22 protein-coding genes and 1 other annotated feature are annotated in these 21,253 nt (G+C 39.8%); of the genes, 19 read left to right on the forward strand and 3 right to left on the reverse strand.

The genetic code is table 11. The features are described from left to right. Window positions 1-134: 134 nt before the first annotated feature. The 7 genes from VCHSUH04_RS09290 (at window position 135) to VCHSUH04_RS09320 (ending at window position 6,457) form a co-directional block, all read left to right on the forward strand. Window positions 135-737, forward strand: a complete 603-nt coding sequence (locus VCHSUH04_RS09290) for a hypothetical protein (protein ID WP_105086323.1) — start codon at window positions 135-137, stop codon at window positions 735-737. Window positions 738-783: 46 nt separating this feature from the next. Further along, window positions 784-1,377 carry a hypothetical protein gene (locus VCHSUH04_RS09295; protein ID WP_105086324.1) on the forward strand — a complete coding sequence of 198 codons (594 nt, stop codon included), beginning with the start codon at window positions 784-786 and terminating at the stop codon, window positions 1,375-1,377. A gap of 231 nt (window positions 1,378-1,608) precedes the next feature. Further along, complete coding sequence (locus VCHSUH04_RS09300; protein WP_105086441.1) at window positions 1,609-2,559, forward strand: ABC transporter permease; 951 nt, start codon at window positions 1,609-1,611, stop codon at window positions 2,557-2,559. Then, window positions 2,552-3,361, forward strand: a complete 810-nt coding sequence (locus VCHSUH04_RS09305) for an ABC transporter permease (RefSeq protein WP_105086325.1) — start codon at window positions 2,552-2,554, stop codon at window positions 3,359-3,361. Before VCHSUH04_RS09300 ends, VCHSUH04_RS09305 begins: the two co-directional genes overlap by 8 nt. 70 nt (window positions 3,362-3,431) lie before the next feature. After that, window positions 3,432-4,955: an ABC transporter substrate-binding protein gene (locus tag VCHSUH04_RS09310; RefSeq protein WP_105086326.1), complete on the forward strand. Its 1,524-nt coding sequence runs from the start codon at window positions 3,432-3,434 to the stop codon at window positions 4,953-4,955. Continuing rightward, window positions 4,948-5,715 carry an ABC transporter ATP-binding protein gene (locus VCHSUH04_RS09315; protein ID WP_105086327.1) on the forward strand — a complete coding sequence of 256 codons (768 nt, stop codon included), beginning with the start codon at window positions 4,948-4,950 and terminating at the stop codon, window positions 5,713-5,715. The genes VCHSUH04_RS09310 and VCHSUH04_RS09315 overlap by 8 nt, the downstream gene beginning before the upstream one ends. 1 nt (window position 5,716) lies before the next feature. After that, complete coding sequence (locus VCHSUH04_RS09320; protein WP_105086328.1) at window positions 5,717-6,457, forward strand: ABC transporter ATP-binding protein; 741 nt, start codon at window positions 5,717-5,719, stop codon at window positions 6,455-6,457. A gap of 96 nt (window positions 6,458-6,553) precedes the next feature. On the opposite strand, the gene VCHSUH04_RS09325 is transcribed toward VCHSUH04_RS09320, so the two are convergent. The 3 genes from VCHSUH04_RS09325 to VCHSUH04_RS09335 all read right to left on the reverse strand — a co-directional run bounded on the left by VCHSUH04_RS09325 (window position 6,554) and on the right by VCHSUH04_RS09335 (window position 7,686). Next, entirely contained in the window at window positions 6,554-6,901 is a 348-nt protein-coding gene (locus tag VCHSUH04_RS09325; protein ID WP_105086329.1) for a hypothetical protein, read from the reverse strand. 224 nt (window positions 6,902-7,125) lie between these two features. Then, window positions 7,126-7,398 (reverse strand): type II toxin-antitoxin system YafQ family toxin, encoded by a 273-nt coding sequence (locus tag VCHSUH04_RS09330; RefSeq protein ID WP_105086330.1) that lies wholly within the window; start codon window positions 7,396-7,398, stop codon window positions 7,126-7,128. A gap of 6 nt (window positions 7,399-7,404) precedes the next feature. Continuing rightward, entirely contained in the window at window positions 7,405-7,686 is a 282-nt protein-coding gene (locus tag VCHSUH04_RS09335) for a type II toxin-antitoxin system RelB/DinJ family antitoxin (RefSeq protein ID WP_004697933.1), read from the reverse strand. A 192-nt stretch (window positions 7,687-7,878) separates the two neighbouring features. On the opposite strand from VCHSUH04_RS09335, the gene VCHSUH04_RS09340 reads away from it, so the two are divergent. The 12 genes from VCHSUH04_RS09340 (at window position 7,879) to VCHSUH04_RS09395 (ending at window position 21,253) form a co-directional block, all read left to right on the forward strand. Then, entirely contained in the window at window positions 7,879-8,508 is a 630-nt protein-coding gene (locus tag VCHSUH04_RS09340) for a hypothetical protein (RefSeq protein ID WP_105086331.1), read from the forward strand. A gap of 117 nt (window positions 8,509-8,625) precedes the next feature. Next, window positions 8,626-9,033, forward strand: a complete 408-nt coding sequence (locus tag VCHSUH04_RS09345; protein ID WP_105086332.1) for a hypothetical protein — start codon at window positions 8,626-8,628, stop codon at window positions 9,031-9,033. Between the two features lie 222 nt (window positions 9,034-9,255). Continuing rightward, window positions 9,256-9,459, forward strand: a binding site (T-box leader). A gap of 180 nt (window positions 9,460-9,639) precedes the next feature. Further along, on the forward strand, window positions 9,640-11,178 hold the full coding sequence (locus VCHSUH04_RS09350) for a 2-isopropylmalate synthase (RefSeq protein ID WP_105086333.1): 1,539 nt from the start codon (window positions 9,640-9,642) through the stop codon (window positions 11,176-11,178). A gap of 1 nt (window position 11,179) precedes the next feature. Then, window positions 11,180-12,439, forward strand: a complete 1,260-nt coding sequence (gene leuC / locus VCHSUH04_RS09355; RefSeq protein WP_105086334.1) for a 3-isopropylmalate dehydratase large subunit — start codon at window positions 11,180-11,182, stop codon at window positions 12,437-12,439. Window position 12,440: 1 nt separating this feature from the next. Then, complete coding sequence (locus VCHSUH04_RS09360; RefSeq protein ID WP_105086335.1) at window positions 12,441-12,932, forward strand: 3-isopropylmalate dehydratase small subunit; 492 nt, start codon at window positions 12,441-12,443, stop codon at window positions 12,930-12,932. 246 nt (window positions 12,933-13,178) lie between these two features. Next, a complete protein-coding gene (leuB, locus tag VCHSUH04_RS09365; protein ID WP_005381431.1) occupies window positions 13,179-14,249 on the forward strand; it encodes a 3-isopropylmalate dehydrogenase in 1,071 nt (356 codons plus the stop codon). 73 nt (window positions 14,250-14,322) lie between these two features. Then, window positions 14,323-14,652 (forward strand): multidrug efflux SMR transporter, encoded by a 330-nt coding sequence (locus VCHSUH04_RS09370; RefSeq protein WP_105086336.1) that lies wholly within the window; start codon window positions 14,323-14,325, stop codon window positions 14,650-14,652. A 100-nt stretch (window positions 14,653-14,752) separates the two neighbouring features. Continuing rightward, window positions 14,753-15,292, forward strand: a complete 540-nt coding sequence (locus VCHSUH04_RS09375; protein ID WP_105086337.1) for a hypothetical protein — start codon at window positions 14,753-14,755, stop codon at window positions 15,290-15,292. A gap of 322 nt (window positions 15,293-15,614) precedes the next feature. Then, window positions 15,615-16,802 (forward strand): MBL fold metallo-hydrolase, encoded by a 1,188-nt coding sequence (locus tag VCHSUH04_RS09380; protein ID WP_060925001.1) that lies wholly within the window; start codon window positions 15,615-15,617, stop codon window positions 16,800-16,802. 683 nt (window positions 16,803-17,485) lie between these two features. Beyond that, window positions 17,486-19,453 (forward strand): S-layer homology domain-containing protein, encoded by a 1,968-nt coding sequence (locus tag VCHSUH04_RS09385; RefSeq protein ID WP_105086338.1) that lies wholly within the window; start codon window positions 17,486-17,488, stop codon window positions 19,451-19,453. Between the two features lie 352 nt (window positions 19,454-19,805). Beyond that, window positions 19,806-20,291: a GNAT family N-acetyltransferase gene (locus VCHSUH04_RS09390; protein ID WP_105086339.1), complete on the forward strand. Its 486-nt coding sequence runs from the start codon at window positions 19,806-19,808 to the stop codon at window positions 20,289-20,291. Window positions 20,292-20,503: 212 nt separating this feature from the next. Continuing rightward, a complete protein-coding gene (locus VCHSUH04_RS09395; RefSeq protein ID WP_105086340.1) occupies window positions 20,504-21,253 on the forward strand; it encodes a DUF969 domain-containing protein in 750 nt (249 codons plus the stop codon).

A 21,253-nucleotide genomic window follows, 5' to 3' on the forward strand; every position in this document is an offset into this window, starting at 1 on the left:
AGGCTAAATACTAAGCTTGTTAAAATGATATAGGTACTATTTATTACTTGAAATCCTATATCATTTAGGATATACTTATTAAGCATATTTTAATAAATATAATTTTACAAAACTTGTTTTTGGAGATTGTTGTTATGACAACAAAGATAAAGACATTACTAGTGGCTTCTTTAGCATGTGTAGCTATTGGTTCCTATAGCATTACTAGTGCTCACGATCCATCTGTTGGGAATCGTTCTGTGCCTATGACTGGTGGAATCTCAGTTGAACCTAGGGAACCAAATTTTATTATGCCGAGTCCTGTACATGTGTTCACCACTGTAGAAGCAGCGTCTGAATATATAGGGTTTAGACCTCAAATGCCAAAGCTGTTGCCAGTAGGATTTAATATTCAATCTGTCATTACTATTGAGAAAGACATTTTGCAGGTTGTGTACGTGTATGAACCCGGTATAGATCCGTACGTAAATAAGGCCGGTGGTGCTCTTATTTTTTATCGTACATCTACTACATTAAAAGGTGATATCAGCGATGACCGTAAGATTCATAAGGTTATAGAAACTGAAAGTGTAGATGGTACAAAGGTTACTTTCAAAGGTGGTAAGAAAATGGTTTATCTTGCATCGTGGATAAAAGATGGACAAAATCATTCTTTAGATTTCTATCGCCCCGTTACACGAGATATGGCGAAGGCTATTATCCGTAATATTGTTGAGGAAAAATCACATACAAAATAAATGTGTTTTTAATAATTTTTATGTTACGCGAAGGGAGATTATACCCATGGTCAAAAAATTTGTATTACTAGCAGTTGCGTGTGCTTGTGTAGGTTCTTACACTGTTGCTGGTGCGCAAGGTACTTTTGATGTAAAACCAGATTCAGCTAAACCTGTAGTTGCAGAACAGGCAGCTCCAATGGTTGGTATGCCAAGCCCAATTCATGAATTTGCTACTATTGATGAAGCTGCTAAATACATGAATATTATGCCTCATCTACCTAAAGTATTACCTGTAGGCTATAATATTGAGTCTGTAAGCACAATCAATAAAGATGTTTTGCAAGTTGTGTATGTTTACCAAGCTGGTGAAGATACAACGCGGAACCAAGCGGCAGGCAAACGTATTGTGTATCGCGTAGGTACTACAAAAGGTGATATCAGTGGTAATCATAAGGATTATCGCGTTACAGCTACAGAAAAGGTAAACGGTACAAAGGTTACTTTCAAAGGTGGCGAAAAAATGGTCTACCTCGCAGGTTGGACGAAAGATGGTCAAACACATGCGATGTACTTTGAACGCCCTGTAACTCGCGACATGGCAAAAGCCATCATTGCTAACACTGTAGCACCTACAGCACATACAGCATATACAAAATAATATAACAGTCCAGCCTAGTGGGATAGGCATGCGAGCTGTGGTGAAATACTCGCATGGACACTGTAAGGGTTATATAAGAAGCGGCTCCTCTCATGAGGGGCCGTTTTAGTATATATGCTAAAATTTCATAATGAAAATCATTCTAATATATACATAGGGGTATATCTAAAAATAAGAATCATTGTTATAATATAATATGGTTATTATTTGATGAAGAAGGCAGGTGATGTATTGTATCGATTAATACTACAGCGTCTGGCAGGTATTGTAGGTATTTTATTGGTTGTTACCATCGGTACATTTGTATTGATAAAATTATCTCCTATTGATCCCGTGTCGATGAAGTTTAATCTTCTAGGAGCTACACCAGATCCAGTTGTAGTTGCACAGATACGAGAGCAGTTGGGGCTCAATGATCCTTGGTGGCAGCAATACTTACGTTGGTTAGGTCAAATTGTACAAGGGGACTTTGGTGAGTCTATTCTGTACGCTTTACCAGTAGCGACCATTCTTGGTGGCGCCTTGCCTAATACCTTAGGGCTCGTATCCTTAGCTCTTGTTATGGGGATAGTGGTGACTATACCGCTCGGTATGCTATCTGCAAAGTATCAAGACTCATGGATTGATCATGGGGTTCGTCTCGTTACATTCTTAGCGTTAGCAATCCCTAGCTTCTGGGTCGGTTTATTATTACTGTACTTATTCGGTGTTAAATTACAGTTAGTGTCAGTAACAAATACCACTGGCTTTTCTGCCTATGTTCTGCCCGCGGTAACCCTTGCTTTATGGATATGTGGTCTCTACATTCGTCGATTGCGCAATGCTATTTTAGAAGTGTCGCGACAGCCCTTTGTACAGGGGGCACGAGCATTAGGCTTGCCAGAATGGATGGTCTACACCCGTTACATATTCCCTCATGTAGGACTTATGTTATTGCCTATGATGGGGGTAACGATGGGCGCTATGCTAGGTGGATCTGCCGTTATTGAAACGGTATTCGCCATAAAAGGTATTGGTTACATGATGGTGCAAGGCATTATGGCTCGCGATTATGTATTGATGCAAGGTTACATTATTTGGATTACTATGGTGTTCATCGTGATTAATATTATCATTGATGTATTGAGTGTTTGGCTGAATCCGAAGCGAAGAGCCGCTATAAAAGGAGGCTCTTATGAATAGACAAAAGCCTTATACTTTATACGCTATGTTGGTATTATCCGCTTTGTGGATTGTATTTTTCCTGTGTGCTCCGTATATAGCACCCTTTGATCCTGAAACGACGAGTGTTGCGGACCGCTTACAAGATATCAGTAGTACCCATCTATTAGGGACTGACCAACTCGGTCGTGATGTGTGGTCTCGTATTCTGTACGGTGGTAAAGCCTCTTTAGGGATTGCTTTCACCATCATTGGCATTAGTGGAGCCATCGGTATCGTTATTGGTGGATTAGCAGGATTCTCTACACCTCGCGTTGACCGTTGGTTATCTCGTTTAATCGATTTAGTACTTGGTTTCCCGAATATGGTCATTGCCATTGCTTTCGTTGGTATCATGGGACCGAGCATTACGAATGTCATCATTTCCCTGTGCATTACGAAATGGGCGGAATATGCCCGTATCACGAGAGGCCTCGTACAGATTGAACGCCATGCAGAGTATATTACCTTTGCTCGCATGTCGGGTGCTTCAAATCTACGAATTCTGTGGCGCTATATTCTGCCGAATGTATTGCCACCGTTGGTGATCGTCATTATTCAACATCTAGGGGAGACGATCATCTTGGTAGCCAGTTTCTCGCTCATTGGCATCGGTGTGCAACCGCCAGATCCGGAGTGGGGCGCTATCTTGTTGAGTTCCCGAGATTTCCTACAAACGGCACCGTGGCTGTTAATTTACCCAGGTCTCGCTATTTTTATTACTGTCGTTTTATTTAACTATATTGGCGATGCGTTGCGCGATGCCCTCGATGTATCTCGCTAACGGCGCTGTGTATAGAGTTTTATGGTGAAAGCCTCTTTCACAGAGGCGATGTTCAAAAAAAGGAGAAGTTATGAAACGTTGGTTATTAGCGTGTCTAACTATGCTGTGCATGGTAGCTCTCTTGGTCGGCTGTGGCAATGATACTGCTAAAGACAGCAAACAAGGGAAGCATATGAATGTTGGTTTGTATTGGTTTGGTGAAACATTAGATCCAACTCACGAATGGGATGCGTGGACATTGACTCGTATCGGTGCAGGTGAAAACTTAGCCGTTGTAACACCAGATATGAAATTTGCCCCACAATTGGCAGATTCTTGGGAAAATGTGGACCCTACAACATGGAAATTCCATATCCGTGAAAACGTTAAATTCCACAATGGTACACCGATGACACCTCAAAAGGTAAAAGAGTCCATCGAGTATACGATGAAACAAAGTGCTCGTTCCGCTAAAGCAGTTAAAATCGAGTCCATCACAGTAGATGGTCAAAACTTGATCATTAAAACTACAGAGCCTAATGGTTCCTTGTTATCCAGCTTGACTGAACCTGCTTTCGTTATCATGGATACTGCAGACCTTAAAGATGTAGCATCTAAACCAGTTCTTACAGGCCCTTACAAAATCACTAATTTCAAAAAAGGTGAAACAATTGAACTCGTTGCCTTCGCAGATTACTGGGGCGGTAAACCAGGTCTTGATTCTGTAACTGTAAAAGACATCGAAGACAACAATAAACGCGCTATGGCGTTACAATCTAAAGACGTAGACGTGATTCAAAAAGTGGACTCTGCTAACCGCAGCTTGTTCAAAGACGGTTTCAATATTCAAGATATCGCAGGCGTTCGTGTATTGATGCTGAAAGTAAACCACACAGAATCTTCTCCGTTGCATGATAAAGCTGTACGTAATGCGATTGCTCATATTATTAATTATGATTCTATGGCAAAAATTATTGGCAATGGCTCCACACCAGGTGCGGCACCATTCCCGCCATCTGCCAACTTAGGCTATGACGCGATTGCTAATAAAGCGATGACAGATGTAGCGAAAGCTGACCAAATCTTGACTCAAGCTGGCTATGCTAAGAATGCAAACGGCATGTACGCAAAAGACGGTAAGGAATTAGCTGTTACTCTTGCTGTTTGGGGGAAAGATACAAGCTTATACGAAGAAATTCAACAAGAATTGAAAAAAGCAGGTATTGCTGTAACTCTTAAGAAATTACAAAGCCCTGATGAAGTAGATACACTTGGTACAGATGGTTTTGATTTAGTAGAACGCAATGTAGTTACTATGTCTACAAATGATCCTTATTGGTTCCTCAGCTTGTTCTACAAAACTGGTGCGAAAGCAAATGTTGGTGGCTACTCTAACCCTCAAGTAGATGCGTTAATCGACCAATTGTCTGTAACATTTGATCAAAACGAACGCTCTAATATTGCTAAACAAGCACAACAAATCTTAGTTGATGACGTAGCAGATATTTATTTGTTGTATCCAAGTGCAACGGTTGTATCTACTACAAAAGTTAAAAATGTTCCAGTACATCCAATCGATTACTACTTATTAACAAAGGATTCTACTATTGAATAAATCTGATTGTATCGTATTTGATAAGGTTACAATTTCATACGGTGCGGAGCAAGCGGTGCGTGATGTATCCTTCTCCGTGCCCAATGGTGAGGTCTTTGCCATCGTTGGTGAAAGCGGCTCTGGTAAATCTACGTTAGTTCGTGCCGCCTTTGGCATGTTGAAACAAGCTAACATTCGCGGCCAAATTTTGCTAAATGGCACCGATGTTTCCACCTTAAGTGATGGTGATTGGCGACAATTGCGGGGTACAAAGATTTCCATGATCTTTCAAAATCCTAGCGCCTATTTAAACCCAAATCGAACCGTAGAAAATCACTTCAAAGATTTATTTCATGCCCATGGTGAAAGCTATGATGTAAGTCGCGTTATAGATATGCTTAATCTCGTTCACTTAACCGATGGAGAACGTATCTTGCAGTCCTATCCGTTTCAGTTGAGCGGTGGTATGCAACAACGGTTAGCAATAGCCTTAAGCCTCATCTTAAAGCCTAACATCGTGTTTGCTGACGAACCGACTAGCGCCTTAGATATGCTGGTGCAAGCTTCCGTACTAGACCTTATGAAAGAGGTTACGCAGGCTCTTGGGGCAACGGTGATTATTGTAACCCATAATATCAAGGCGGCTGCTCGCATTGCCAATAGCATTGGGGTTATGAATAAGGGGCAACTCGTTGAAGTGGGATCCTCTGAAGAGGTCATGGCCCATCCAAAGGATGAGTATACTCGTATCTTGTTAGATTCCGTAACGAAAGTGGTGTAGTATGATTCAACTCGAGAAAATCTGTAAACAATATACGAACCACCATCATACGGTCCATGCCGTTGATAACGTATCCTTTTCCGTGGCTCCCAATGAACGCGTAGGTATTGCAGGTGGCAGTGGTTCTGGTAAAAGTACTCTCCTTAGACTGATTGCTATGTTAGAAAAACCTACCTCTGGCACCTTGCGTCTCCTTGGTGAGGACATCCATTCCATTAAACATCATAGGGAAATATATCGCTCTATGCAGATGATGTTCCAAAATCCCTTGGCGGTGATTCCGCCGCGGATGAACTTAGAAGAATTTCTCTTAGAGCCCTATATCAACTATGGTCTCATGGATGTAGCGGCAGCAAAGGACGATATCCGCAAATGGATTCAACATGTAGACCTGCCTGAAACGATCGTTAACAAATACCCGCATGAGGTCAGCGGCGGTCAATTACAACGCGTTGTATTAGCACGAATTATGCTGATGAACCCAAAACTAGTGCTCTTTGATGAACCTACATCAGCCCTTGATGCGGTGAACCAAAAACTAGTGCTAGACCTCTTACAAAAACTACATAAGGAACAACCCTTCGGCTACGTATTCGTTAGCCATGACATCGGACTATTACAAGCCGTAACAGACCGAATCATTGTCATGAAAGACGGACAAATCGTAGAAACTATTGAATCAAAACGACTAAAAGAAGCGGTACATCCATATACACAAGCACTAGTTAGTGCTGGAGAATAAAGAAGGCCCCTGTTTGAAACAGGGGCTTTTTCTTGCAACAATAGTTATTAATGTTGAATCGACAACCACTTAGTAGGTAGTAAGTAATATATAGTATTATTTAATTTCTGATTTCAAATCAATTATATTTTTAGCAGCTACGCAACCAGGGCAGTCGCAGAATTCAGCGCCTTGTGCTTTGATGTCTTTAGCATGTTGTAATAGGTTAGCTGCACCTTCTTCGCCGAGGATTTGGACAGCTAGTTCGGAACCTGCAAAGCCGATAGTTTCATCGATGAGTGCAATATTTTGCTCTGCTACAGATACGAGTTGTTTAGTAAGCTCTTCTTGCTCAGGTTTACCTTCTGCGTTGATCCAAGATTGAGCGAATTCTTTTACAGCTGGATTGCATGTAGGAGCGTCTAATAAAGCTTGTACGAGTTCTTTTACTTGTGTATGTGTCATGATTATTTCCTCCATATAACTACTAATTATAGGTTGGAATAGTGCATTTAGTATCATATGAGCACCTGTTCCTTTTGTTGAGTTCATTATAGCACCTACAGTTATTTTGAATAGTGGAATGATTTGAGATAGATACTATCAAATGTGATAGATTTATGATGATAGCTGGTTTAATTTTGGGGGCATAGAAAAGAGGAATGCTTTCACATTCCTCTTTATCTTAGTTAGAATAAATCTGAGTGGCTACCCGTGCGAGTTAAAGATAATACTAAGATATCATCTTTAATTGCATAAATTAGAAGCCAATCTGGCTCGATGTGTAATTCTCTAAAGCCTTCGTAGTTTCCTGTTAATGGATGATCTTTATAACTAGGATCTAATAGCGTTTGATTCTGTAATTTAGTGATGATTGAATAGAGTTTATTGAGATCTTTACCGCGTTTCTTGGAGCGCTTTAGGTCCTTTTTGAACTTACTGCTAAGCACTAATCTCAACATAACTGATTACTCCAATCCTAAATCCTCAATCATTTCTTTTACATTAGCATATGATTTTGCTTTTACTTTTCCTGCTAATATATCTTTCGTTTCTTGAATAGCAGCTTCTGTTTCTGCATTATAACGAGGTTGTTTAGGTTGAAATGGAAATCCACCTTCCATTAGTGATGTGTGGAGAAAAATATTAATCGCATCAGTTACGGATATGCCAAAGCTAGCATATAATGCTTCTAATTGTGCTTTTACAGCTGGCTCGATACGCAAACTGATAGAGGCTGTTTTAGCCATAGTATCACCTCCTGTTACTTATATTGTATTGCAAATACTTTATATTCGCAATCACTTGATTACAATTTGCAAGCAAAATGCTTTTTCTTTTCTGGAGAGAAAATCCTTATAAATATAAGAATATAAAAATATTAGGATTTTAGGTGATATAATTTACTTAATAAATGTAGTTCGTTTACAGGGGAATGTATTATGAAAAAGGTTGTATTTGCACTGGCTATGTTGGCTCTCATAGGTTCCATCAATGTTGTGTCCGCAGATGACTTGATGCGGTTTCGTCTTAATGGTAATTCTATTTATGACCAGCCCTATGGTGACAAAAATGAGTTTCCATGTCCGGACAGACTTGGCAGTTGTACTATAACTGATAGCGATTATACAAGCACTCGTAAAGGTCAATTGCTAGAGGTATTTAATACTGTTGATGAGGCTAAGCAACATCTGAACTTTAATCCGCAGTTGCCAAGTGGGTTAGAGGGATTACGTCCTGTACATGTATCCATTGTGGATCACGATGTATTACAATTCGTGTATGCCTATCATGAGCTTTTAAAAGGAACATATTTTGACCGTGTCGATGATATGCCGAAATATATTAAGTATCGTGTATCGACTCTATCAGGTAATATCGCAGGCGATTATAAGGATTACTTATCTCAGAAAAACGATGTTGTAAATGGAATGACGATAACCTATCGAATGGTGGATGACGCTGTTTACTTAGCATCTTGGGAACATGAGGGGCAGAACCATGTGTTCTTATTTAATGAGCCAGTTTCTGTTAAATGGGCTAGAGAAATGATTAACAGTGTAGAATATTGAAAAAACACTTTAAGTGTAGTATATTCTAGATAGGCAATTGATAGTTGTGCAATTAACTACGAAGTCCCTCAGAGTTGCAGCTCTGGGGGATTTTTGCTAGATGGTGGAGATAAACTAATGAACTTAGAAAATTACAAGATTTCAAAGTTACCATATATAGAAAACAGTAGTAATAAATTTATGGAAAGGTACCAAATACGTGCACAATATGAAACGGAACCGCCGCATGGTGATGCTATATATTCTATTTCTATAAAGGAGAAAGCATTGCCATTTTGGATTTATGGTAGGGATGTTACTTTCATAGGCAATAGCATGGTTATGGTGGAGTCTGTAAGATGCAAAGCCTGGGATCCCATAGAAACTATGTTTATTGATTTAGAGAATGAAGTATATGCTAGTCTTAAGGAATGGTATACAGATATTTCATTTGTTAATAATCGAATAGAGCTTACTAATCAAGTTGTAAAAATGGATAAACGAATCCTAAATAATTTTGAGAATTTAGAGTGGACAAGCTTTTAAGACTGATTGTGTAGAGGGTGCATTGACTATACTATAGTGAAGTGTTATTCTATATATGACAAGGGATGTCAATATGTGACATAGTCTCATATGAACGAAAAAATAGCAGGGCGGCCACCCTGCTATTTTTATTGTGCTAGTTATAAATGAGAATGTATCATATTCATCTTATTTTAATTGACATAACTCTATAGAATACAGTACAATACCCTTATATCTTAAATACGAGCTATGAATGGGTATAAAGGTTTACAGATCCTGCTTTCAGAGAGTTGCCGGTTGGTGCGAGGCAATAGAGGTTGTACGCTGACACTCTCCCGTGAGCTTTGGTGGCGAATACAGCAGTAGTCATCGACGGTGGTTCCGTTATACCCGCAACGAGTCCCAATTAGGGTGGTACCGTGTTATGTATATAACGCCCCTTTGAGCAACGACAGTTGTTCTGAGGGGCTTTTTTTATTGTAAAAGTCTAGTAAAAATACTGATTTGATGTATTTGCGTTGGCATTAGACGAAATAGCGTTGAAATCGGCGGTTTTACTAAACTTTCACAATTGATAGATATAATAAAGTGTTATGTTTTATTAGTATAGAAAAGGTGAAGATTATGGATCAAAATCGCGTATATTTCTTCGATACAACCCTTCGTGATGGGGAACAAACACCAGGTGTATCTTTACAAACTCCTGAAAAAATTGAAATTGCGAAAGGCCTAGTACGCCTCGGCATCGATGTAATCGAGGCTGGTTTCCCAGCAGCATCCCCTGGGGATTTTGAAGCAGTACAAACGATTGCACGCGAAGTGAAAGGTGCAACAATTTGTGCGTTGGCACGTGCTAATGAAAAGGACGTACAAAAAGCGATTGATGCATTGAAAGATGCGGAACGTAGCCGTTTGCATGTATTCATTGCTATTTCTGAACTTCATATGGAATATAAATTAAAAATGACTCGCCAAGAGGTATTGGATAAGGTTAAGTCCGTATTGGCATATGCCAAAGGTAAGGTTGATGAAATCGAGTTCTCTGGTGAAGACGCGGCACGCTCTGATTTAGATTTCGCATGCCAAGTATTTGGTGTTGCCATTGCTGGTGGTGCAACAATTATTAATGTACCAGATACAGTAGGTTATATGAACCCTAATGAGTTCGGTGATAAAATCCGCTATATTAAAGAACATACACCAGGTATTGAAAATGCCATAATCTCCGTTCATTGTCATGATGACTTAGGTCTTGCTAATGCAAATACGTTAGCTGCTATTAAAGCAGGTGCACGCCAAGTAGAAGGCACAATTAATGGCCTAGGCGAACGGGCTGGTAACGTAGCGATTGAAGAAGTTGTAATGGCTTTAAAAACACGCCATGATTACTTCGGTGACCTTCAAGTGAACATTGATACAAAACAATTTACAAAAGTTTCTAAACTAGTAAGTCGTTTGACAGGTGTCGTAGTTCCACCAAACAAACCAATCGTAGGTTCTAACGCTTTTGCTCATGAGTCTGGTATTCACCAACATGGTATGATGAGCAACCCTGAAACGTATGAAATCATGACTCCTGAGTCCGTAGGGGCTGAAAAAACAGACCTCGTATTGGGTAAACACTCTGGTCGTCATGCCTTCGCTGATCATTTGGCAAAACTTGGTTTCCAATCTTTCATAGAAGAGAAAATCAACGACCTCTTCGCTAAATTCAAAGAATTGGCAGACCGTAAAAAACAAGTATACGATGATGATATCATCGCGCTTGTAGTAGATAACTTACATCACAAAAAAGCATTCGAGCTTGTGGCTCAATACTATAAATTGGGTGAAAAAGGCTATGCCTATGCAGACGTACGCCTCATGACCCCAGAAGGCGAAAAAGCAGATGCTGCCGTTGGCGATGGCCCAGTAGACGCATCCCTTAAAGCAGTTGAACGTGTGGTTGGCTTGCCAATTAGCTTAAAAGATTACCAAATCCGTGCTATTACAGCAGGTAAAGATGCCCTTGGGGAAGCAACCCTTAAGGTAGAATATAACGGTCGCTTGTACCATGGTCGTGGTATCAGCACCGATATCGTTAAATCAAGTGTGAACGCATATATTAATGCAGTTAACTCAGTATTCCTAGCTATGGAGCTAGAACAACAGGAGGAACAATAATATGGGTATGACCATTACTGAAAAGAATATGGCTCGCCACGCGGGTCTTGATGTGGTAAAACCGGGCCAAATCATCGAATGTCATTTGGACGCGGTGTTGATGAACGACATCACATTCCCACCAGCCCGTAAAGAGTTTTTGAAAATCGGCAAACCTGTATTTGACCGTCATAAAATCTACTTGGTACCTGACCATTTCACACCAAATAAAGATATTCAATCCGCTACACAAGCGAAAGTAATGCGCGACTTCGTACGCGAACATGGCATTACAAACTACTTTGAAGTGGGTAGAATGGGTATTGAGCACGTTATTTTGCCAGAAAAAGGTCTTATCGGCCCTGGGGAAATGATGATTGGTGCTGACTCCCATACTTGTACATATGGTGCGGTGAATGCATTCTCCACAGGCGTAGGCTCCACTGATGCGGGCGTTGCTATGGCTGAAGGTAAAACTTGGTTCAAAGTGCCTGAAACAATTAAGGTTGAGCTTATCGGTAAACCTAACAAATGGGTAACTGGTAAAGACGTAATCCTTGATTTAATCGGTCAAATCGGCGTAGATGGCGCTCGTTACATGGCTCTTGAATTCGCAGGCGAAGGCGTACAACATATGACTATGGCTGACCGTCTTACAATCTGTAATATGGCCATCGAAGCTGGCGGTAAATGTGGCGTATTCCCTTACGATGAAATTACTGAAGAATACATCAAAGGCCGCGTAAATCGTCCTGTAGAACCGATTAATCCTGATCCTGATGCAGTGTATGCTCAAACGATTACAATTGACTTGTCTAAATTGCAACCAGTTGTAGCATTCCCTCATTTGCCATCCAACACACATTACATCAACGAGATCGACAAAGATATTAAAATCGACCAAGTTATCATCGGTTCCTGTACAAATGGCCGTTACGAAGACTTGGTGGCAGCTGCGGAAATCTTCAAAGGTCGCAAAGTAGCTCCATTCGTTCGTTGTATCGTAATTCCTGGTTCCCAAGATGTATACGATCAAGCTATGAAAGATGGTTTATTGGACATCTTCATTCAAGCTGACTGCGCAGTGTCCACGCCAACATGTGGTCCTTGCCTAGGTGGTTACATGGGTATCATGGCTGAAGGGGAACGCACTGTTTCCACTACAAACCGGAACTTCCGTGGTCGTATGGGTCACGTTGATTCTGAAGTATATTTGGCAAGCCCTTACGTGGCGGCAGCAAGTGCTGTATTAGGCCGCATTGCAGGCCCTGAGGAGGTTTAATATGGATTTTGAAAGCAAAAAAATCTGGCGCTACGGCGACGATGTAGATACAGACGTAATCATTCCGGCTCGTTACTTGGCGATTGCTGACTGGAACGAATTGGCTGAACATGCGATGGAAGATATTGATACTACTTTCGCTCCTAATGTAAAAGCTGGCGAAATCATGGTAGCAGGCAAAAACTTTGGTTGCGGTTCCTCCCGTGAACATGCACCAGGCGTTATCAAAGCGAAAGGCGTGCCTGTTATCATAGCACACTCCTTTGCACGTATCTTCTTCCGTAATGCTATCAACATCGGTTTGCCAGTAGTGGAAATCGGTGAACAAGTTGATCGCATTGAAGCAGGCGATGCTATCGGCGTAGACTTGTCTAAAGGTATCGTGTACAACTTGACTAAAAACGAACAATACCAAGGGACTGAGTTGCCACAATTCATTCAAGATATTGCGGCAGCTGGCGGTCTTGTAAACTTTGCGAAAAACCGTAAATAATACTACGTTGCCGATCCTCGGTGATGCGCTGCCGCTCCAGCTAGCTTAACGGTCTGCGGCATAGCCTTGACCTACTAAAGTCGCGTTAGCGCATGCACCTCGGATCTACGTGTTTTATTATTCGGCTTTAGTTAAAACTTTAAAAACCTAGCCGCTACTAAAATCTTTAATGAATTTGTGGCGGGGGAATTGAAGGAAAGATAAGTTTGTGGTTCATCCATAATATTGGTTATATGGAGAGGTAATATGAGCGAAAAGAATATCGTATTGATTCCTGGTGATGGTATCGGTACTGAGATTATTGCTGCAGCGAAGGCTGTGTGTGATGTGGCTTTTGAGAAAGCTAATGTAAAGGTTAATTGGATTGATAAAAAAGCGGGCGGTGCGTCTATTGATGCATACGGTGTGCCGTTGACTGAGGATACGATTGAGGCTTGTAAAGCTGCTGATGCTGTATTGCTTGGTGCTGTAGGCGGTCCTAAATGGGATAATGTAGATCCTGCTATTCGTCCTGAGAAAGCAATCTTAGGTCTTCGTAAAGAGCTTGGTTTGTTCTGTAACTTGCGTCCTGTAAAAATCTATCCATCCTTGCAAGAGTATTCTCCTCTTAAAAAGGAACTCGTACAAGATGTAGATTTCGTTATCGTTCGTGAGTTGACTGGCGGTATTTATTTCGGCGAACGCGAAGAGGCACAAGGGGAAGGTGCTAACGAGTTTGCATGGGATAAAGAAACATACAGCCGTTACGAAGTAGAGCGCATCATGGACATCGCTATGGAAACAGCTCGCAAGCGTAACAAAAAGGTTGTATCCGTAGATAAAGCAAATGTATTGGCTTCTTCTCGTTTGTGGCGTAAAATCGCTCAAGAGAAAGCGGCAGCTAATCCAGACATCGCAACAGATTACTTCTACGTAGATAACACAGCAATGCAACTCGTTGTAAATCCTGCACAATTCGACGTTATCGTCACAACAAACTTGTTCGGCGATATCTTGTCTGACGAAGGCGCTGTTATTTCTGGTTCCATCGGGCTTTTACCATCTGCATCCATGGGTACTGGCACAGCGTTGTACGAACCAATCCACGGTTCTGCACCAGATATTATGGGCCAAAACTTGGCGAACCCATTGGGCACAATCTTGTCCGCAGCTATGATGTGCCGTCATTCCCTTGATTTACCTCAAGTGGCTGACGCTATTGAAAAAGCTGTGGAACAAGTGCTCGTTGACGGTTACCGCACAGGCGATATCTACCGTGAAGGGTTGAAACGGGTAGGTACCACAGAAATGGCGCAAGCTGTAATCGAACGTTTATAATAGGTGCGATTGAGTGCGTACTTATGTATTGAAGAGAGGGTAGTAAGGCCCTCTCTTTTTTGTGGGAGGCGTTATGTTATCTTATTTTTTACTTGCTTTATCTATAGGGCTTGAGCTATTTGCTACGACTATGTTGAAAGCATCTGATGGCTTTACGCGGCCGTTACAGACTATTGCTTGCGTATGTGGCTATGTAGGATCTTTCTATACATTGACGCATGTACTGAAATATATTCCACTCAGTGTTACCTATGCTACCTGGTCTGGCGTAGGTCTCGTGGTGACAGCACTCATTTCTGTTTTTATCTTTAGTGAGGGCTATAATATGTACACTATTTTTGGAATAGGTCTTATTGTAGTTGGTGTTGTCATCCTTAACTTGTGGGGGAACGTAGGTCACTAATCTATAAGACTGTTAACGTAGCCATTCATTAGATTGGTCTTATATTATAATTACCATAATCATATTGTTAGATGAGAGAAGAGCTAATAAGGAGGCCTTTATGAATTCTTCCATGTATCGAAATTTAACCATTACTGCGTTATTGATGGCATTAGCCATCATGATTCCTATTATGATGCCTCTGAAAGTTGTCATTCCACCGGCTTCGTATACACTAGCGAGTCATGTACCTATATTCCTAGCCATGTTCTTGTCCCGTAAGATGGCTGCTTGTGTCGTAATCGGTTCTACGCTAGGTTTCTTTGTAGCTGGCTTCCCTATTGTTATCGTTATGCGCGCTGCATCTCATATCATCTTTGCCTTGATGGGTGCTTATTATATTAAACACCATCCAGGCGTATTAACAGGGGCGTTATCTTTCGCTGCATTTAACCTTGTCTGTGCCATTATTCACGCTATTGGTGAAGTGCTTGCGTGTCTATTATTCTATACGACAACTACGATACCTAATATCGATCTAATTTATGTCGTATTCGTTCTGGTAGGCGGCGGTACTATCGTTCATAGTATGGTTGATGGATATATTGCATTATATATCTATAAAGCTATCCCAGGATTATCTAAGCCTGAGAATAAATAATCGGACGTTATCCTAGCTTATCTAAGTTAGATAATAAACAACCCGCTATTAAAACTGCATATGTTTCTAACCACTCATGGTGTATCAATGGTATACTAATATAAAGTATTTGCTTACCCATGAGTGGTTTTTTAGAATAATTATCAAATCTGTACCTACAGATACAGACTTAACTATGCGATATGGGTATAATAAAACCATAGTTAATGACCGAGTTGTGATATATGCATAGGTATATAGATAGGTACATATACACAAATACCACATAGGCCATACATATTGTTAATTGTGAAAGACTTTCACAAGAATTATGGAGGTTATTATGAGAAAGCATATAAAAAATAACGTATCTTGGGTTGGTAAAATTGATTGGGAATTGCAAGAATTCCACGGTTCTGATTACAGCATTAATAATGGATCTAGTCAAAACGCGTACTTGATTGAAGAGGAAAAAACCGTCCTCATCGATACCGTATGGAAACCTCATTCCTCAGAGTTTATTGATAATTTGGAATCTGAAATTGATCTAAACAAGATTGATTTTATCGTATGTAATCACGGCGAAGTCGATCACAGCGGTTCCTTGCCAGCTTTGATGGAAAAAATCCCTAATACGCCGATTTACTGCACAGAAAATGCCGTTAAGTCCTTGGTTGGTCAATATCATCATCCAGAATGGAATTTTAAAACTGTGAAGACAGGTGATTCCGTAGATATCGGTAACGGTAAATCTTTGGTATTCGTAGAAATGCGCATGCTCCATTGGCCTGACTCTATGGCAACCTATATGACTGGTGACAATATTTTGTTCTCTAACGATGCGTTCGGACAACATTTCGCGGTAGAAGAATTGTGGGCCGATAAGGCTGATCAATGTCGTCTATGGGCAGAGGCGATGAAATATTACGCTAATATTTTGAATCCATTCTCTCCATTGGTAAAAGCTAAGGTTGAAGAAATTCAAAAGCTCAACTTGCCAATTGATATTATCGCTACTAGCCATGGTGCAATTTGGCGTGAAAATCCATTGCAAATCGTAGAGAAATACTATGAGTGGTCTCAAGCATACCAAGAAGATCAAATTACAGTCGTATATGACACTATGTGGGATGGTACAAAGAAATTAGCCCATAAAATTGCTGATGAGATTGCTAAACAATCTCCTGATACACGGGTTAAGATCTTTAACATCAGTAAAACAAATAAAAACGACATCATGACAGAAGTATTCAAATCAAAAGCGATTGCCGTTGGTTCTCCGACAGTAGGGAATAGTGTTATTTCTTCTGTAGCTGGTTGGCTCGACTTTTTGCGTGAATTGAAGTTCAAAAATAAAAAGGCTGCCGTATTTGGTACCTACGGTTGGTCTGGTGAATCTACGAAGGTACTTCGTGAAGAATTAACTAAATATGGTTTCTCCGTGGTAGAACCTGAAATTAAATGTAACTGGAATCCAGATACAGATGATTTTGGTAAAGCAGAAGAACTTGTAAAAGCCTTGTTGGCATAATATACAAAAAGCTCCTAACGTTCATATAACGTAGGAGCTTTTTGGTTTTTATGATAGCTATGGAAAGAATATGGATGCTGTATATATAGATTAAGCCTTGTTTTGTAAACTTATGCGGATATTTTGGGTGATATGTGCATACTTATCAACTTATTTAAGTAGATATAGAATATTATTAATGATAAAAATAAAATTATTATAAAATCCAGAAAAATGATTAATTATTCTCTTATCGGAATTTCAGAAAGCGTTCATGAAATTAATGTGAATAAGGGCTGATGCATAATTTGAAATATTTACAATGCTTATTAAAGTTATGATTATTTATAAGTCGTACAAAATATATTCTGTAGAATCCTTAAAAAGCTGTGATTTTTCTTACTCATCAATAAAGTTGATGAGTATATTAATATAATAAAGAATACCAGTAATCATGCTATTTTTCGCTATTATGAAGAGCTATTAATGAACTTTATATGGAAAAAAGTCTTGTTTATATCGTAAAACTTTGATATGCTATGCGAGTAATCAACAATATAAATTTTTCTTAAAATGAATTGAATATATTTCTTAGCTTAGAATAAGAAGTATATTTTATCAGCCCGAGGAGAGAGGCGGAACTTAGAGAGAATGAAAAATTGTATTGTGTTTGGTTAAGAATTTTAATTTAGTGAGGGTGTAAGATGAGAGAAAACAAACATTCCAAAAAATTAGCATTTGCTGTATTAGCTGCAGCTGCAGCAGTAGGTACTGCTGTTGCTCCTGTTAGTGCAGCAACACCTGTATCTACAGCAGATGGTTTTATTTTTGCAGCCGTAGGTGATCAAGCTGGTCAAACTCCAGATATTACACATAATAGTGTTTCTTATGGTACTGTTGCAAATGGTACAGCTACTAGTATTGCAGTTGGTCAAGGTAATACAATTACAAGCGCTAATGGTTCTAGCAGTGCATACGGTAACCAAAATACTATTAATGGTAACCAAGCTAATGCTTTCGGTGATGGTAACACTGTAACAGGTGCGTTTGCACAAGCTTTCGGTGATAGCAACGTGATCAGTGGTACAAATGCTATCGGTTATGGTTATAACAATACTGTAGAAGGTACAACTACAAACTTCCGTGATCGTACTTTCGATAATGAGCCTGATTCTGCTACATTATTAAACGGTTCTTGGAATAGCAACTCTGTAGCTATTGGTTCTAAAAATACTGCAAAAGGTAGCTCCGCATTGGCAGTAGGTAATGAAGCAAAAGCTCAAATGAGCGAATCTATTGCTATCGGTCACGAAGCTCAAGCTGACAAAACTTGGGGCATTGCAATCGGTACTCGTGCAACAGCTTCCGATGTACGTTCTTTAGCTCTTGGTCACCAAGCAAAATCCGCTGGTTACAAAGCTAATGCTATCGGTGCTGATGCTACAGCTAATGGCAACCATGCTAATGCTATTGGTTCCTCTGCAACAGCTACTGGTGATCATGCACAAGCATTCGGTGCTGGTGCTCAAGCAACAGGCCTACGTACTAACGTATTCGGTTCTGATGCAGCTGCAACTGCTGATTACAGCATTGCAATCGGTAACAAAGCTAATGCATCCACTGCAAACTCCATCGCATTAGGTGCTAATTCTACTACTCGTTCTGCAACAAATGTAACTAGCGCAACTGTAGCTGGTCATACATATGGTGGCTTCGCTGGTACTAGCCCTGTAGGCTCTGTATCTGTTGGTAAAGCTGGCGAAGAACGCCAAATTCACAACGTAGCAGCTGGTAAAATTTCCGCTGATTCTACAGATGCTGTAAATGGTAGCCAATTGTACTCCGTAGCAAACGATTTACAAACTCAAATTAACAATTCTACACCAGGTGCAATCAACAACAATATTACTAACTTGAACAACCGTGTTGGTAATGTTGAAAAACGCGTTAATAAAGTAGGTGCAGGTTCTGCTGCATTGGCTGCTTTACATCCATTGGACTTCAACCCAGATGACAAATGGACAATCGCTGCTGGTTATGGTCACTACCACAATGCTAACTCCGCTGCATTGGGCGCTTTCTACCGTCCTAACGAAGATACAATGTTCTCCGTTGGTGGTACAGTAGGTACTGGCGAAACTCAATTGAACGCTGGTGTATCTATTCGTCTTGGTAAACGTTCCCCTGAGTCCCGTTCCCGCGTAGCTATGGGTCGTGAAATTGCTGAATTGAATGCACGTCTTCAAGATATGGAAAACAAATATAACAACTTGTTACAAATCTTGACTCCACATGCAATCGATCCTAGCAAAACTGCGGAATTCCCAGACGTTCCTCGTAATCACTGGGCTTACCAATACATTAGCCAATTGGCTGGTAATGGTATCCTTGTTGGCTACCCTGATGGCACATTCAAAGGCGACGTTAAAATGACTCGTTACGAATTCGCTACTATGTTGTACCGTGCACTTCAAAATGGTGCTCCTATCGATGACAACATGAAACGTGCTATGAACGAATTTGGTCCTGAATTACAAAATATTCGTCTTAACCACTTCCGTATTGACCGTATTTCTGGTACTGACAACGATCGTCATAAAACAGAACGTGTTCGTGTTAACAACGAACCAAAAAATCAACGTGACGTATACGGTTCCCGCATTAACCAATAATACGTTGATAACAACTTCCCCTCGAGCTCGTGAAAGCTCAAAAACAGGATGTATCCTTGTGATACATCCTGTTTTTTTGTACTTATATAGATATTAATATATTGCCTCTAAAATAGTAATATTTATACAGTCTATGTATATTGGATAACTTTTATAATAGAGAAGTGTTGATGCCGGATGATATATTAATATTACAATATATCATCCTCTATTTTCTTATTGGGTATTAAAACTTCATGTAATATTTATGTGAAAATATTGCAAGTAAATTCATATAGGTGTATAATAACTTTTATCAGATAAATAAATATACATAGTTTGTGAATAAAAATATAAAGACGAGGGAAAGACCATGAAAGAATTTAGACAATTAACAGTAGCGGATACAGCAGAATATCATAAGGTATTAATCGACGGCTATGCGGCGATTAAAGACTATCCAATCACATTCGATGCCATTGACTTTACAGAAGAAGAATCCAAGGAGTGGATCGAAACCTATCCTGTATATGGATTGTATATTGATGGGCAACTTGTTAGTTCTATTACGTTCTGTATGCCTTGGGTCAAATATTCAACACCAGATAAATTTCCGCATATTGCTCACTTTGTAACTGCGCCTGAGTTTAAAGGTAAAGGCTATGCTCGGGAAACATTAGGCTATGCGGAAGAGTTGTTGATTAATCAATTTAAAACTCCTGCTGTTACATTAGGTACAGCACAAGAGCATCCATGGTTGCCTAAAATGTATGAATCTTTTGGGTTTAAAGCTTATGATAAAGTTCATTTTAGAGGCAAACAACATACTACAATACTTTTCAAAAAAGATTTACTATAGTAAATCTTTCTATATATACTAACTAAACCTTATACATAATTTCATTTAATAGAGCGTGTCTTAATAATAAGATTTAAAAGCTACGTTAAATGGAGTTAATGTGTAAGGTTTATTTATATAAAAAATGAATATTTAGGTATATAATATAAACTATATATAGTTTATCTGTAGACTATGAGTTTATAGATGGTTTGTTGAAAGGATGTGAGACTATGTTAGTCTTATCTGGTATTTTAGTGATGGTCATCGGCCTGATGCTACGCTTTAATGCCTTGTTAGTTGTCGTAGCCGCTGGGTTTGTAACGGGCCTTGCAGGTGGTCTCAGTATCAACGATATCGTTGGTGCCATTGGGGAGGCTTTCGTTAAAAATCGTTATATGTCATTATTTATTTTGATTTTACCTGTTATTGGTCTTATGGAACGTCATGGCTTACGTGAACGGGCAGAAATTTTGATCGGCAAGATCAACGCTGCTACGGCTGGTCGTATCTTTATGATTTACTTATTTGTACGCCAAGTAACTGTAGCTTTTGGTATTAACATGTCCGGTATGGTTGCCATGGTACGTCCCTTGATCGCACCTATGAGTGAGGCTGCGGTAGCCCAAGGTCGTCCTGTATCTCAACGTACACTTGATAAGGTACGCGGTATAGCTGCTTCTGCAGATAACGTTGGTAACTTCTTTGGTCAAAACTTATTCCTTGCTGCTGGTGGATTGTTACTCATCAAAGGTGTTATGGAACAATTAGGTTATTCTGTGGAATTAACAGATATGGTACTGTACGGATTGCCAACAGCTGTTTGTGCATATATCGTTAACTTTATTCGTTTTATTATTTTTGATAAAACAATTCAAGCCTCTGTAGCTCGTGACGAAGCTGATATGAAAGCTGGTAAATTAGTACCAAATGAATTTAATATCCTCGTTACTCCAGAAGAATTAAAGAAGGAGGCTAATTAA

This window comes from Veillonella sp. T14073-2 (assembly GCF_002959875.1).
GTDB lineage: Bacteria > Bacillota > Negativicutes > Veillonellales > Veillonellaceae > Veillonella > Veillonella infantium.

Excerpts from the sequence above, each read along its gene's own strand:
- VCHSUH04_RS09290 (WP_105086323.1), top strand. The coding sequence starts at position 135 with ATGACAACAAAGATAAAGACATTACTAGTGGCTTCTTTAGCATGTGTA.
- VCHSUH04_RS09295 (WP_105086324.1), top strand. The coding sequence starts at position 784 with ATGGTCAAAAAATTTGTATTACTAGCAGTTGCGTGTGCTTGTGTAGGT.
- VCHSUH04_RS09305 (WP_105086325.1), top strand. The coding sequence starts at position 2,552 with ATGAATAGACAAAAGCCTTATACTTTATACGCTATGTTGGTATTATCC.
- VCHSUH04_RS09310 (WP_105086326.1), top strand. The coding sequence starts at position 3,432 with ATGAAACGTTGGTTATTAGCGTGTCTAACTATGCTGTGCATGGTAGCT.
- VCHSUH04_RS09320 (WP_105086328.1), top strand. The coding sequence starts at position 5,717 with ATGATTCAACTCGAGAAAATCTGTAAACAATATACGAACCACCATCAT.
- VCHSUH04_RS09325 (WP_105086329.1), bottom strand. The coding sequence starts at position 6,901 with ATGACACATACACAAGTAAAAGAACTCGTACAAGCTTTATTAGACGCT.
- VCHSUH04_RS09330 (WP_105086330.1), bottom strand. The coding sequence starts at position 7,398 with ATGTTGAGATTAGTGCTTAGCAGTAAGTTCAAAAAGGACCTAAAGCGC.
- VCHSUH04_RS09335 (WP_004697933.1), bottom strand. The coding sequence starts at position 7,686 with ATGGCTAAAACAGCCTCTATCAGTTTGCGTATCGAGCCAGCTGTAAAA.
- VCHSUH04_RS09340 (WP_105086331.1), top strand. The coding sequence starts at position 7,879 with ATGAAAAAGGTTGTATTTGCACTGGCTATGTTGGCTCTCATAGGTTCC.
- VCHSUH04_RS09345 (WP_105086332.1), top strand. The coding sequence starts at position 8,626 with ATGAACTTAGAAAATTACAAGATTTCAAAGTTACCATATATAGAAAAC.
- VCHSUH04_RS09350 (WP_105086333.1), top strand. The coding sequence starts at position 9,640 with ATGGATCAAAATCGCGTATATTTCTTCGATACAACCCTTCGTGATGGG.
- leuC (WP_105086334.1), top strand. The coding sequence starts at position 11,180 with ATGGGTATGACCATTACTGAAAAGAATATGGCTCGCCACGCGGGTCTT.
- VCHSUH04_RS09360 (WP_105086335.1), top strand. The coding sequence starts at position 12,441 with ATGGATTTTGAAAGCAAAAAAATCTGGCGCTACGGCGACGATGTAGAT.
- leuB (WP_005381431.1), top strand. The coding sequence starts at position 13,179 with ATGAGCGAAAAGAATATCGTATTGATTCCTGGTGATGGTATCGGTACT.
- VCHSUH04_RS09370 (WP_105086336.1), top strand. The coding sequence starts at position 14,323 with ATGTTATCTTATTTTTTACTTGCTTTATCTATAGGGCTTGAGCTATTT.
- VCHSUH04_RS09375 (WP_105086337.1), top strand. The coding sequence starts at position 14,753 with ATGAATTCTTCCATGTATCGAAATTTAACCATTACTGCGTTATTGATG.
- VCHSUH04_RS09380 (WP_060925001.1), top strand. The coding sequence starts at position 15,615 with ATGAGAAAGCATATAAAAAATAACGTATCTTGGGTTGGTAAAATTGAT.
- VCHSUH04_RS09385 (WP_105086338.1), top strand. The coding sequence starts at position 17,486 with ATGAGAGAAAACAAACATTCCAAAAAATTAGCATTTGCTGTATTAGCT.
- VCHSUH04_RS09390 (WP_105086339.1), top strand. The coding sequence starts at position 19,806 with ATGAAAGAATTTAGACAATTAACAGTAGCGGATACAGCAGAATATCAT.
- VCHSUH04_RS09395 (WP_105086340.1), top strand. The coding sequence starts at position 20,504 with ATGTTAGTCTTATCTGGTATTTTAGTGATGGTCATCGGCCTGATGCTA.